Origin of the sequence: Burkholderia sp. NRF60-BP8 (genome assembly GCF_001522585.2) — a bacterium.
GTDB lineage: Bacteria > Pseudomonadota > Gammaproteobacteria > Burkholderiales > Burkholderiaceae > Burkholderia.
On record NZ_CP013373.1, the window covers coordinates 1,759,318 to 1,772,641 of the forward strand.

Consider the following 13,324-nt stretch of genomic DNA (forward strand, 5'->3'; position numbering starts at 1 on the left):
GCTCAGAACTCCACGCCGCGCTGCGCCTTCACGCCTTGCTCCTTGTACGGATGCTTGACGAGCCGCATTTCGGTGACGAGATCGGCCGCATCGATCAGCGCATCGGGCGCGTGCCGCCCGGTGACGACGACGTGCACCGACGCCGGACGCGCGACGAGCGTCGCGAGCACTTCGTCGAGCGGCAGGTATTCGTACTTCAGCACGGTGTTCAGCTCGTCGAGGATCACCATCCGGTAGTCGCCGCTGTCGATCATCCGGCGCGCCTCGTCCCAGCCCTTGCGCGCGGTCGCGATATCGGCGTCGCGGTTCTGCGTGTTCCACGTATAGCCGTCGCCCATCGTCACGAAATCGCATTGCGCGACCGCGCCGAGGAAGTCGCGCTCGGACGTGTGCAGCGCCCCCTTGATGAACTGCACGACGCCGAGCCGCATGCCGTGGCCGAGCACGCGCACGGCCATCCCGAACGCGGCCGTGCTCTTGCCCTTGCCGTTGCCGGTGTGAACGATCAGCAGGCCCTTTTCCTGCGTGGCGGCGGCCTGCTTCTTCTCGTGGCCGGCGCGGCGGCGTTCGGCCATCCGCTGATGGGATTCGGAATCGGTCTTCATCGGGAATCGTCCTGTCGAAAGCGAAACAACGGGTTCAGAGCGGGCCGGCGAGCGCGACCGTCACGCCGTCCCGGATGGATTTGGGGCCGAGCAGCCGGCCGTGCGGCGCGGCGAGCTGCGCGCACGGCTCGGCCACGCCCGCGATGCCGAAGCGCGCCAGCGCGGCGCCGGACGGGCCGCTCGCGGCCAGTTCCGGACGGCTCGCGAGTTGCGCCGCATCGAATGCGACGAGCGGCCAGCCACGGCGTGCGCACAGCGTGCGCAGCGCCCGGGCGCGTGCCTTGTCGGCGAGCGTCGCGACGAGCGCCGGTTCGGCGGCCGGGTAGCGCGCGAGCGCGGCGCGGATCGCGGCATCGAGTTGCGCGGCCGTGACGCCCGCGCGAAAGCCGATGCCGAGCGCGACGCGCATCATGCGCAACCGCCGAGCGCCGCACGCACCGCCGGATCGTCGGCGAGCGCCGCGACGCGGCCGATCACGACGATCGCCGGCGAACCGATACCGGCCGCACCGACACGCTCGACGAGCGTATCGAGCGTCGCGAGCAGGTGGCGCTGTTCGGGGCGCGTGGCGTTCTCGATCGCCGCGCACGGCGTATCGCCGGGCAGGCCGCCGTCGCGCAGCGCCGCGGCAATTGCGTCGAGGCGACGGATGCCCATGTAGATCACGATCGTCATGCGCGTGGCCGCGAGCGCGCGCCAGTCGGGCTCGTCGGCTCCCGCGCCGTGGCCGGTGACGAAGATCACGCCCTGCGCGTCGCCACGGTGCGTGACCGGGATGCCGAGCGCGGCCGGCGCGGCGATACCCGCGGTGACGCCGTTGACGACTTCCACCGGAAAGCCCGCCGCGCCGAGTGCGACCAGTTCCTCGCCGCCGCGGCCGAACACGAACGGATCGCCGCCCTTGAGCCGCGCGACGCTGCGGCCCGCGCGCAGGTGCGCGAGCAGCGCGGCGACGATCGCCGCCTGCGGCGTCGACGCATGGCCGCCACGCTTGCCGACGTGCTCGATCAGCGCGTCGGCGCGCGCATGGCGCAGCACGTCGGGGTTCACGAGATCGTCGACGAGCAGCACGTCGGCCGCGCCGATCGCGCGCACGGCTCGGAGCGTCAGCAGATCGGCGTCGCCGGGGCCCGCGCCGACGAGCCATGCGCGGCTCATCGCGCGCGGCACGGCGCGCACCGTGTCGACACAGTGGAACAGGGAAGGCGGGCGGCGCATCGGCGGCCGGCGAGCAGGCAGTGCATGACGGATCGGGCGAAACCCGCGCGAACGCGGGTGGAATGCGCACCCCATCCGTCCCCCGCGGACCGGGCGTTCGGCGAGCATCGCGCTCGCCCCTTGCGTCGGCCGGTATCCGGGCTGGCCGCTTGCCAGACCGCAGCCTTCCCGCCCGGTCGAAGGGCAGTGGCATCGCGGGCGGCCTGGGCGCACGTGCGAAAAAAGCGCGTTGCGCGGGCGGCGTACCGTTGCGGGGACAGCACAGGCCGGGCGGACATCCGCCTCCTGTTTCCCGTTTAACTGCATGCGCGGAATGCGCATGCGAGCACCGAACGCGGCGCATACGATAGCACAGGCGTGCCAAGCGCGAGCTGCCCGGCGGACCGGTCGCGCGAGGCGTCGGCGCGGCCCGCGAGGTCAGAACTTGTACGCCGCCGTCAGCGTGAACGTGCGTGGCGAACCGGGCATGATCTGCGCGAGGCCCGTCGCATTCGCGTAATAGTCGCGATCGGTCAGGTTGACGGCCGCCAGCGTCACCTCGAGGTCGCGCGTGCGATATCCGGCCTTGCCGTCCCAGCGGACGTATGCGGGCAGTTCGAGCAGGTTGTCGCGATCGGCGTAACGCGCCCCTTCGTACACCAGCCCGAGTTCGGCGAAAAATCCGCGCAGCGGCGCATGGCCGACGAACAGGCTGCCGTTCGACCCGGACACACCCGCCGACCGCTTGCCCGCGTACTTCGGCTCGGCGTCGACCACCCGTGCGTGTTGCCAGCCGATGCCGCCGCGAACGAACCAGTCGCCCGCGAGCCGGCCGGCGACGCCCAGTTCCAGGCCGCGATTGCGCTCGAGGCCGTTGAGGTCGAAGAACCCGGGCCGAACCGGATCGGCGACGCGGCGGTTGTACAGATCGAGCTGGAACAGTGCGAGCGTCGTGCTCAGTGCGCCATCGCGCCAGTCGCTTTTCACGCCGATCTCGTACTGGCGGTTGTATTGCGGGCCGAGATCGTTGGCGTTGCCGCGCGCGTCCGGCGTGATGCCGATCAGGTCGCCGCCGACCGGCGCGAAGCTCTTGCTGTACGACGCATACACGCTGTGCGCGCCAACCGGCGACCACACGACGCCGAGCCGCGGGCTCCATGCCGTCGTCGTGCGCCGCGCATGCAGCCCGTTCAGCGCGTTGGTCGAATCGACGTCGAAGCGTTCCGCGCGCAGGCCGCCGAGCAGTTTCCACGCTCGCCCGAGGTCGATGCGATCCTGCGCGAAGATCGCGTAGTCGCTGACGCGATGGCGGTTCATCGCATACGGGCGCGGCGCCGCGCCGGCCGGCGCGAGACGATCCGGTCCGGTGATCGGGACCGGCGCCGCATCGGCCTGCCAGAGCGTCGGGCTGCGTTTCTGCCAGCCGTATTCGATGCCGAACAGCAGGTGATGCAAGCCGGGCCCGGTCGCGACTTTGCCGCTCAATTCGACGCCGGTCTGCACGTTGAGATGCGTCATGTCCTGCAGATAGCGCGCACGTTGCACGCGCCGGTAGTCGCGCGGCTTCGTGACGTAGCTTTGCGTGACGTAGGTATTGTCGAAGGTGCTGTGCAAATCCAGCACGCCCAGTGTATGGCGCAGTGTCCAGTCGCCGTCGAGCACGTACGTGACGACCGAGCGCCCGTTCATGTTCTTGTCGCGGACGGTGTCGCGGTCCGCCGCGCCGAAGAAGGTCGCGCGCGGCGCGGACGGCAGCGAGAACGCGATCGGCCTGCCGGCCGCGTCGATCGCGGCGACCGGCGCCGGCATGCCGCGATCGGGCACGCGTTGGTACGTGTCGTATTCGAACTGCAGCAGCCAGCTTCGCCGTGCGTCCTGCCATTTGATCGACGGCGCGACGTACTGGCGCGTGCCGTCGACGTGGTCGCGGAAGCTGCCTGCGTGTTCGCGGCCCGCATTGAGCCGCATGCTCCATGCGCTCGACAGCATCCGGTTGAGATCGACCGATGCGCCGAGCCGTCCGTAACTTCCGGTCGCCGCCGACACATGTCCGAAGTTTTCCGGCAACGGCTGCTTGGTGATCCGGTTGATGACGCCGCCGCCGCTGCCGCGCCCGTACAGCGCCGCGGCCGGTCCCTTCAGCACTTCGACGCGTTCGATATTGCCGAGACTGCGCACGTATTGCGCGTCGTCTCGCATGCCGTCGAGCAGCAGGTCGCCCGCGGCGGAAAAGCCGCGGATGCGGAACGCATCGAAGCGCGTATCCGACGTATTGGAAACACCCGGCACGCCGGCCAGCGCGTCGGCAAGCGTGCGGCCGCCATAGGACAGCGTTTCCTCGACCGGGACGCTGTCGATGGTTTGCGGTACGTCGCGCGGATCGCTCGCGGTGCGGGTCGCCGTGCTCACGCTTTCGGCGCGCGGATCGTTCGGATGGCGTCGGCTGCGCACCTCGAGCGCGGGCAGCTCGTCGTCGAACTCGGCCGCCGGGGCAGGGCAGGGAGCAACGCAGGCGATCGAGCACAGCGACAGGGCCAGCACAGGAAACCGCCGCCCGGATATCTGTCGTTTCGACATGGAAATTTAAGGATGACTGAGTGATTGCCTCACATGGCCGTTGCGTGATGGTTGGCTTCGTTATCGGGCGAAGTTTATCTTACGAAGTTGAAAACGACAATCATTCGCGTTTGCCGCCGACCGCTCGCCTTGACGCTCCCCGCACCGCCGCCTACACTCGCACGCGTTTTGGTGCTCGCGCGCGCCGCTCCGGCGCACGCAGTTAAACGGGAAACAGGAAGCCTGCCTGCGCCGCAGTCGAGCCAACCTGTGCTGCCCCCGCAACGGTAAGCGAACGTGTCGCGCGCAGCGCGATGCAGCGCCGCTTCGCCGCATGCCCCGCGCATGCGGACGACCGCCACTGGATGCCGCGCGTATCCGGGAAGGCGAAGCGGCGTGTTCGTCAGCCCGGATACCGGCCTAAACGTTGGGGTTCAGCGCCGCGGGGAGGCGGCGCATCGTCCACGGCCGCAGCAGGCCCGACGCCCGGTGTTCGACGCTTCCTTCGTCCATCTGCCGCCGCGCGCACGCGAGTGGCCGCCGTGGCGAACGGCAGGCGGCGCGGGGCGGGGCCGGCGGCAGCCGTGTTGACATTCACGATGTCGACCGTTCGCAAGGAAGCACCATGCCCGATTCGTTGTTCCGCCCGTCCTGCGGCTGTCCGGCCGGACCGCGCGGCGATCTTCCCGCGTCCCGTCCCGTGAATGGCCGCGCCGCCACCGACGCGACGCCCCCGGCCTGATTCCATTCCCGTCACAGGACCTACCATGACCCTACGCAAGCTTCCCGTCACGATCGTCACGGGCTTTCTCGGCAGCGGCAAGACGACGCTGATGCGCCATATCCTGCAGCACGCCGAAGGCCGCCGCATCGCGGTGATCGTCAACGAATTCGGCGAGCTCGGCATCGACGGCGAAATCCTCAAGGGCTGCGGCATCGGCTGCGACGATGCTCAGGGCGAGGCATCGGGCCAGTTGTACGAACTCGCGAACGGCTGCCTGTGCTGCACCGTGCAGGAAGAGTTCTATCCGGTGATGGAAGCGCTCGTCGAGCGCCGCGCGGACATCGATCACGTGCTGATCGAGACGTCGGGTCTCGCGCTGCCGAAGCCGCTCGTGCAGGCGTTCAACTGGCCGACGATCCGCAACAGCTTCACGGTCGACGCGGTCGTGACCGTCGTCGACGGGCCGGCCGCCGCGAGCGGCCAGTTCGCGGAAAACCCGCAGGCCGTCGACGCGCAGCGCCGCGCCGATCCGAATCTCGACCACGAATCGCCGCTGCACGAACTGTTCGCCGATCAGCTGTCGTCCGCCGATCTCGTGATCGTGAACAAGGCCGACCTGGTCGGCGACGCCGAGTTCGCGCGGATCGAAACCGCGATCCGCGACGAGATCCCACCGCAGGTGAAGATCGTGCGCGCGACGCGCGGCGAGCTCGACCTCGCGATGCTGCTCGGGTTGGAGTCGGCATCGGAGGACACGATCCACCTGCGTCACGACCATCACGGTGCGGCCGACGACGGCGATCACGATCACCATCACGACGATTTCGATTCGGTGGTGGTGTCGGGCGACGCCGGCACGCGCGAAGCGACGATCGCCGCGCTGCAGCGCGTGGTCGAAGCGCACACGATCTATCGCGCGAAAGGCTTCGCCGCGCTGCCCGGCGCGCCGATGAGGCTCGTGATCCAGGGCGTCGGCCGCCGCTTCGACAGCTATTTCGACCGCCGCTGGCAGGACGGCGAAACGCGCGCGAGCCGCTTCGTGCTGATCGGCGAGGATCTCGACGCAGCCGCGCTGCAACGCGCGTTCGACGCCGCGTGCGCGGCCGAGCCGCAACAGGCGTAACGCACGATGCATCTGCTGCGCACCACGCCGGGCGGCTTCGTCGACGATACGCAGGGCGTCGTCCGGATCGACCAGCAGCCGGCCGACATCGTCATCCTGAGTTCGGCCGACACGACGCTGTCGTTGCTCGCGAGCGTCGTGCCGCACTTGCCGGCCGGGTTCCCGAGCGTGCGGCTCGCGAACGTCACGTTCCTGCGGCAGCCGGCGTCGGTCGATTTCTACGTCGACGACGTGCTGCGTCACGCGAAGACGGTCGTGATCGATCATCTCGGCGGCGAAGCGTACTGGCCGTACGGGATCGAGCAGGCCGTGTCGCTCGCGTCGAAGCGCGGGCAACGGCTCGCGATGTTCTCGGGCGACCTGCAGGAGGACCCGAACCTCGTCGCGAAGAGCACGGTCGGGGCCGAGCTATGCCGGCTGTGGTGGCGCTACCTGCGCGAAGGCGGCGTGCACAACGCCGACGCGCTGCTGCGCAGCATCGCGTTTCACACGTTCGGCTTCGGCGACGAACCCGAACCGCCGCGGCCGCTGCCCGCCGCCGCGCTGTATCACCCGGCGCGCGACCGCGCGAGCGTCGACGACTGGCGGCCGCGCTGGACGCCCGGCGCGCCGGTCGTCGCGATCCTGTTCTATCGCGCGCACTGGCAGGCCGCGAACACGGCGGTGTTCGACGCGCTGGCCGACGCACTGATCGACCAAGGGCTGAATCCGCTGCCGATCGCGGTGACGTCGCTGAAGGACGCGGTGAGCCGCGAGGTCATCACGCAACTCTGCGACACGCACGACGTCGCGCTCGTGCTGAATACCACCGCGTTCGCGGCCGGCGCGATCGACAGCCCCGGGCACGACGTGCTCGCCGGCGACGCGCCGGTGCTGCAGGTGATCCTGTCCGGCGGCAATCGCGACGCGTGGGTGGCCGACAACCAGGGCCTGCACGCACGCGACATCGCGATGCATATCGCGCTGCCCGAAGTCGACGGGCGCATCGTCACGCGCGCGGTGAGCTTCAAGGGGCTCGCGTATCGCTGCCCGCATACCGAGGTCGACGTCGTGCGCTACCAGCCGGATGCCGAGCGGATCGCGTTCGTCGCGGCGCTCGCACGCGGCTGGTGCCGGCTGCGCACGCTGGACAATGGCGACAAGCGCATCGCGCTGATTCTCGCGAACTATCCGCAAAGCGAAGGGCGCATCGGCAACGGCGTCGGGCTCGACACACCGGCCTCCGCGCTGCGCGTGCTCGCGGCGTTGCGCGACGCGGGCTATACGGTGGCCGACCTGCCGGCCGACGGCGACGCGCTGATCGCGCGGCTCACCGAAGGCGTGACCAACGACGCGGCCGTGCACGCGCTGCGACCGGCGTTCCAGAGCTTCCCGCTGGCCGACTACGTCGCGCATTTCGCGCGGCTGCCGGCGGCCGTGCGCGACGCGCTGAACGCGCGCTGGGGGCCGCCTGAAGCCGACCCGACGCTGCGGCAAGGGCGTTTCACGATCGCCGGCTGGCGCGCGGGCAACGTATTCGTCGGCATCCAGCCGTCGCGCTCGCGCGACGAGAACGACTACGCGAGCTATCACGATGCGGAGCTCGTGCCGCCGCATGCGTATCTCGCGTTCTATTTCTGGCTGCGCGATGCGTATCGCGTCGACGCGGTCATCCATCTCGGCAAGCACGGCAATCTCGAATGGCTGCCGGGCAAGAGCGTCGCGCTGTCCGACGCGTGCTGGCCCGACCTGACGCTCGGGCCGCTGCCGCACCTGTATCCGTTCATCGTCAACGATCCGGGCGAGGGCAGCCAGGCGAAGCGGCGCGCACAGGCGGTGATCGTCGATCACCTGATGCCGCCGCTCACGCGCGCGGAAAACTACGGCCCGCTGCAGGATCTCGAACGGCAGGTCGACGAATACTACGAAGCGTTGATGGTCGATGCGCGGCGCGCGAAGCTGTTGCGCAAGACGATTCTCGCGACGATCGCCGAGCATCGGCTGCACGACGAACTGAGCGTGTCGCCGCCGCGCGACGCGGGTGACGAGGATGCACTGCTCACGCGGGTCGACGCATGGCTGTGCGAGTTGAAGGAAGCGCAGATTCGCGACGGGCTGCACGTGTTCGGCGCGTCGCCGCTCGAGCGCCAGCGGCGCGACACGCTGCTCGCGCTCGCGCGCTTTCCGGTCGGCGACGGCAAGGGCGAACGGGCCGGGCTGATCGGCGCGCTCGCGCGCGATCTCGCGCTCGGCGACGCTTTCGATCCGCTCGCGGCCGACTGGGCCGCGCCGTGGACGGGGCCGCGGCCGACCGTCCTGCAGGCGCTCGACGCGTCGCCGTGGCGTCATGCGGGCGATACGCGCGAGCGGCTCGAACGGCTTGCGCAGCATTGGCTCGACACCGTGTGCAGAACCGAATCCGTCGAGGATCCCGGCATCGCGATTCCGCCGCCCGGCGCATGGCCGCATACGCTCGCGGTGATCGAACGCGTGCGCACGATGCTGTTGCCCGCGCTCGACGCCTGCGGCGGCGAGGAAATGCGTCAGCTGCTGCGCGGGCTCGACGGCCGTTTCGTGCCGCCGGGGCCGAGCGGCTCGCCGTCGCGTGGCCGTCCCGACGTGCTGCCGACCGGCCGCAACTTCTACTCGGTCGATACGCGCGCGGTGCCGACGCAGGCCGCGTGGTCGCTCGGCCTGAAATCCGCGCAGCAATTGATCGAGCGCCATCTGCAGGATCACGGCGACTATCCGCGCGCGATCGGGCTGTCGGTGTGGGGGACGGCCACGATGCGCACCGGCGGCGACGACATCGCGCAGGCATTCGCGCTGATCGGCGTGCGGCCGAAATGGGCGCACGGCAGCCACCGCGTGACCGACTTCGAGATCCTGCCGATCGAGATCTTCGACCGGCCGCGCATCGACGTGACGCTGCGCGTGTCGGGTTTCTTCCGCGACGCGTTCCCGAACCTGATGCACCTGTTCGACGCGGCCGTGCAGGCCGTCGCCGCGCTCGACGAGCCCGAGGCGCTGAACCCGATCCGCGCGCGCATCGAGCGCGAACGCGCGGCATGGATCGCGCAGGGCGTGGCGCCCGACGAAGCGCGGCGCCGCGCCGGCTGGCGCGTGTTCGGCGCGCGGCCGGGCAGCTACGGCGCGGGCCTGCAGGACCTGATCGACCAGCGCCGCTGGCAGACCGACGCCGATCTCGCGGACGCCTACCGCCGATGGGGCGGCCACGCGTACGCGCAGAACAGCGCGGGCGACGCGGCGGCCGAAGTGTTCGGAGAACGGCTGGCGACGATCGACGTCGTCGTGCAGAACCAGGACAGTCGCGAGCACGACATCCTCGATTCGAACGACTACTACCAGTTCCAGGGCGGGATGACGGCGGCGGTGCGGCACCTGTCCGGACAGCAGCCGAGCATCTACCACGGTGACCATGCGAACCCGGTCGCGCCGAAGATGCGCACGCTGCGCGAGGAAATCGCGCGCGTGATCCGCTCGCGCGTCGTCAACCCGAAATGGCTCGACGGCGTGAAGCGTCACGGCTACAAGGGCGCGGCCGAGCTGGCCGCGACCGTCGACTATCTGTACGGCTATGACGCGACCGCACGCGTGCTGTCGGATCACCAGTACGCGCTCGTCGCCGACGCGTACCTGTTCGACGACGCCACCCGCGCGTTCCTCGAACGGCACAACCCGAAGGCGCTGCACGGGATCTGCGAACGCTTCGTCGAGGCGATGCAGCGCGGCCTGTGGCAGCAGCCGGGCGACTATCGCGAGCGGATCGAAGCGGTCTGGCTCGCGAGCGAACAACTTCAGGAAGGGGGGCGGCGATGACCGATCCGACGACGCACCGCGCCCGCGCGGTTTTTCCGTTTGCGGCGCTCGTCGCGCAGGACGCGTTGCAGCAGGCACTGCTGCTTGCCGCGATCGACCCGTCGCTCGGCGGCGTGCTCGTGAGCGGGCCGCGCGGCACCGCGAAATCGACGGCCGCGCGCGGCCTCGCGGAGCTGTTGCCGGAAGGGCAGTTCGTCACGCTGCCGTTGTCGGCGAGCGACGAGCAGGTGACGGGCACGCTCGATCTCGCGCATGCGCTGGCCGAAAACGGCGTGCGCTTCCGGCCGGGCCTGCTGGCTCGCGCGCATCTCGGCGTGCTGTATGTCGACGAAGTGAACCTGCTCGCCGACGGGCTCGTCGATACGCTGCTCGACGTCGCCGCGAGCGGCGTGAACATCGTCGAGCGCGATGGCGTGTCGCACGCGCACGACGCGCGTTTCGTGCTGGTCGGCACGATGAATCCCGAGGAGGGCGAGCTGCGCCCGCAGTTGCTCGACCGCTTCGGGCTGATGGTCGAACTGGAGAACTGTTTCGACGCCGCCCAGCGTGAGCGGATCGTGAAGGCGCGACTCGCGTTCGATCTCGATCCGGACGCGTTTCGCGCACGTCACGCATCCGCTCAGCGGGAACTCGCGGACCGGATTCGCGCGGCGCGCGCCCGGCTGCCGGCGCTGGATTTCGACGATGCGGTCCATGCGCGCGTCAGCGCGCTGTGCATCGACGCGGCCGTCGACGGGTTGCGTGCCGATCTCGTGATGCTGCGCGCCGCGCGTGCGCTGGCCGCGCTGGAACGGGCCGCAGCGGTGGCGGTGTCGCACGTGGAGCGCGTGGCCGAGGCCGTGCTGCGGCACCGGCGCCATGCGGGGCCGCCGCCATCGCAGCAGTCTTCTCAGCAGTCGTCGCAGCACGATGGCGAACGCGACGGTCGTGCGCCGCCGGACCCGCGCCGGCGGCCCGACGACCGACCGCGCGAAAGGGGCGACACGGAGGCCGGCGCGTCGGCATCTCAGGGCGACTGGGGCTACCTGCCGCCCGAACCGGCCGGGCTGCGCGACGTGAAAAGCGTGGTGCCGCTGCCGCTAAAAAAACGCTGAGCCATCGAGCCGGCGCCGCCGCGAACGCGATTCGCGGTCCTCGATGGCAGTCAGGCGCCGCCGCGCGCGTGCCGGGCACGGTGCGCGCCGGCACGGCCGTCGCCTGGCCGGCGACGCTTGCCGCGAAACGCGGCGGTCCGCTGCATCGCGATCATCTGCGCTACGGGAAACGCGCGGGCACGCCGCACGCGTTGCATTGCTTCGTGCTCGATTGTTCGGCGTCGATGCTGTCGCACGAACGGCTCGCGCTCGCGAAGGGACTGATCGTCGCGTATTTCGATCAGGCCGCGCGCGCACGTGTCGAAACCGCGCTGGTCTGCTTCGGCGGCAACGGCGCCGCGCGGCGCTTCGGCCCGGCCGTGCCGCGCTGGTGGAATGCGCGCTGGCTCGAGCCGGTCGACGGCGGCGGCGGCACGCCGCTCGCGGACGGCATCGCGGCCGCCGCGCAGTTGCTCGCCCGCGCGGCGCGGCGCGCGCCGGGCAAAGCGCGCTGGCTGTGGGTGCTGTCCGACGGGCGCACGCGCGACACGCCGGCCAGACCCGCGGCGGCCGATCACGTCGTGTTCGTCGACTTCGACGATGCGGCCGTGCGGATCGGGCAGGGTGCGCGGCTCGCCGCGGCCTGGGGCGCGCAGTGGGTGACGGCCGACGCGCTTCGCACCGATCTCGCCGGCCGATAGCCGGCCGGCGGTGCGCTATGATCGCCGCTTCTGCTTCTGCCCACCGGAAACCTCCGCCATGCAAGTACTGGTCGATGCCGACGCGTGTCCCGCCGTCATCAAGGACATGCTGTTTCGCGCCGCGCGTCGCGCCGAGATCTGCGTGACGCTGGTCGCGAACCAGTTTCTGCGCACGCCGCCGTCGCCGTTCATCAAGGCCGTGCAGGTGCCGGCCGGCTTCGACGTGGCCGATGCGCGCATCGTCGAGCTGGCCGAACCCGGCGACCTCGTGATCACGGCCGACATCCCGCTGGCCGCCGCCGTGCTCGACAAGGGCGCGCAGGCGCTCGACCCGCGCGGCAACTGGTTCAGCCGCGAGAACATCGAGGAACGCCTGTCGACGCGCGCGATGATGGACCAGTTGCGCAGCGCGGGCATCGACACGGGCGGGCCGGCGCCGTTCGGCGCGCGCGACGGCAAGGCGTTTGCGTCGCAGCTCGACCGGTTCCTGGCGCGGCACGGCAAGCCGTGACGGCACACGGCGCGCCCGGCCGGGATGCAGGCTTGCGCCGACGCTGCTATCGTGTGACGCGAACCCCAGTACAGGAGCGCGCGCGTGTCACCGACCCAACTTCTCGTTCCGACCTACACCCAGATGCTGCGGGCGCAGTCCGCGTGGCTCGACAAGGCCGTCGCGCACCGGCAGTCCGCCGGCGACGAACCCGACGCGGCGATGACGCTGAGGCTGGCGCCCGACATGTATCCGCTCGCCGCCCAGGTGCGCTTTTCGTGTTTCCAGGCGATGGAGCCGGTCCATCGGCTGCGCGGCGAACCGCTGCCGGCGGCATTGCTCGCGTTGCGCGAGGCGGGCTGGAACGCCGATGCGCAACCCGGTTCGCCGGCCGATGCGCAGGCGATCATCGCCGGCACGCTCGCCTTTCTCGGCGAACTCGCGCCGGATGCGCTCGATGGCGGCGCAGCGCTGCCGATCACGCTCGAGTTGCCGAACGGGATCGCGTTCGACATGACGGGCGAACAGTACGTGCGCGACTGGGCGCTGCCGCAGTTCTACTTCCACGCGATCGCTGCGTACGCGATCCTGCGCCATCACGGCGTCGAGCTCGGCAAGGCCGATTACGTGCCGCACATGCTCGCGTACGTCCGGCCAGGCACGATTCCGCAAGGCTGAGCCGGCCGCTCGGGCGGCCGTGAAGCGACATGACACGGGCACTGTTCATCTGCAGCCGCAACCGGCTACGCAGCCCGACGGCCGAAGCGGTGTTCGCCGCGTGGCCCGGCATCGAAACCGACTCCGCGGGCCTCGCGCCCGACGCGGACGTACGGCTGTCCGTCGAGCAACTCGACTGGGCGGACATCGTGTTCGTGATGGAGCGCGCGCACAACGCGCGACTGTCGGCGCAATTCGGTGCGCATCTGAAGCACCGGAAGATCGTCTGCCTCGACATCCCCGACCGCTACGCGTTCATGCAGCCCGAACTCGTCGCACTGCTCGAACGCAAGGCCGGCCCGTTCCTGCGCGCGTAATC

Annotated in this window: 11 protein-coding genes and 2 riboswitches; of the genes, 7 read left to right on the forward strand and 4 right to left on the reverse strand. The window is 70.3% G+C overall.

The window, feature by feature from the left end:
- Positions 1-2: 2 nt before the first annotated feature.
- The 4 genes from cobO to WS54_RS21535 form a co-directional block, all read right to left on the reverse strand.
- Positions 3-605, reverse strand: coding sequence for a cob(I)yrinic acid a,c-diamide adenosyltransferase (gene cobO / locus WS54_RS21520; protein ID WP_034207296.1), 603 nt, complete (start codon positions 603-605; stop codon positions 3-5).
- 34 nt (positions 606-639) lie between these two features.
- Positions 640-1,017 (reverse strand): cobalamin biosynthesis protein, encoded by a 378-nt coding sequence (locus WS54_RS21525; protein WP_034207297.1) that lies wholly within the window; start codon positions 1,015-1,017, stop codon positions 640-642.
- A complete protein-coding gene (gene cobA, locus WS54_RS21530; RefSeq protein WP_230624920.1) occupies positions 1,014-1,823 on the reverse strand; it encodes a uroporphyrinogen-III C-methyltransferase in 810 nt (269 codons plus the stop codon). Before cobA ends, WS54_RS21525 begins: the two co-directional genes overlap by 4 nt.
- Positions 1,824-1,933: 110 nt before the next feature.
- Positions 1,934-2,172, reverse strand: a riboswitch (cobalamin riboswitch).
- A 68-nt stretch (positions 2,173-2,240) separates the two neighbouring features.
- On the reverse strand, positions 2,241-4,379 hold the full coding sequence (locus WS54_RS21535) for a TonB-dependent receptor (RefSeq protein ID WP_034207298.1): 2,139 nt from the start codon (positions 4,377-4,379) through the stop codon (positions 2,241-2,243).
- Positions 4,380-4,531: 152 nt separating this feature from the next.
- A riboswitch (cobalamin riboswitch) is annotated at positions 4,532-4,796 on the forward strand.
- Positions 4,797-5,125: 329 nt separating this feature from the next.
- On the opposite strand from WS54_RS21535, the gene cobW reads away from it, so the two are divergent.
- From cobW to WS54_RS21570, 7 genes are all read left to right on the forward strand, one after another.
- Positions 5,126-6,205 (forward strand): cobalamin biosynthesis protein CobW, encoded by a 1,080-nt coding sequence (gene cobW / locus WS54_RS21540; protein ID WP_034207299.1) that lies wholly within the window; start codon positions 5,126-5,128, stop codon positions 6,203-6,205.
- A 6-nt stretch (positions 6,206-6,211) separates the two neighbouring features.
- Positions 6,212-10,024 carry a cobaltochelatase subunit CobN gene (gene cobN / locus WS54_RS21545; RefSeq protein ID WP_059785714.1) on the forward strand — a complete coding sequence of 1,271 codons (3,813 nt, stop codon included), beginning with the start codon at positions 6,212-6,214 and terminating at the stop codon, positions 10,022-10,024.
- Positions 10,021-11,118 carry an ATP-binding protein gene (locus tag WS54_RS21550; RefSeq protein ID WP_059785717.1) on the forward strand — a complete coding sequence of 366 codons (1,098 nt, stop codon included), beginning with the start codon at positions 10,021-10,023 and terminating at the stop codon, positions 11,116-11,118. The genes cobN and WS54_RS21550 overlap by 4 nt, the downstream gene beginning before the upstream one ends.
- 68 nt (positions 11,119-11,186) lie before the next feature.
- Positions 11,187-11,798, forward strand: coding sequence for a vWA domain-containing protein (locus WS54_RS21555; protein ID WP_059785718.1), 612 nt, complete (start codon positions 11,187-11,189; stop codon positions 11,796-11,798).
- Positions 11,799-11,856: 58 nt separating this feature from the next.
- Positions 11,857-12,309: a YaiI/YqxD family protein gene (locus WS54_RS21560; RefSeq protein WP_059785721.1), complete on the forward strand. Its 453-nt coding sequence runs from the start codon at positions 11,857-11,859 to the stop codon at positions 12,307-12,309.
- Between the two features lie 84 nt (positions 12,310-12,393).
- On the forward strand, positions 12,394-12,966 hold the full coding sequence (locus WS54_RS21565) for a DUF1993 domain-containing protein (RefSeq protein ID WP_034207304.1): 573 nt from the start codon (positions 12,394-12,396) through the stop codon (positions 12,964-12,966).
- A gap of 29 nt (positions 12,967-12,995) precedes the next feature.
- On the forward strand, positions 12,996-13,322 hold the full coding sequence (locus tag WS54_RS21570) for a low molecular weight protein tyrosine phosphatase family protein (RefSeq protein ID WP_059785725.1): 327 nt from the start codon (positions 12,996-12,998) through the stop codon (positions 13,320-13,322).
- The last annotated feature ends 2 nt before the right edge of the window (positions 13,323-13,324 follow it).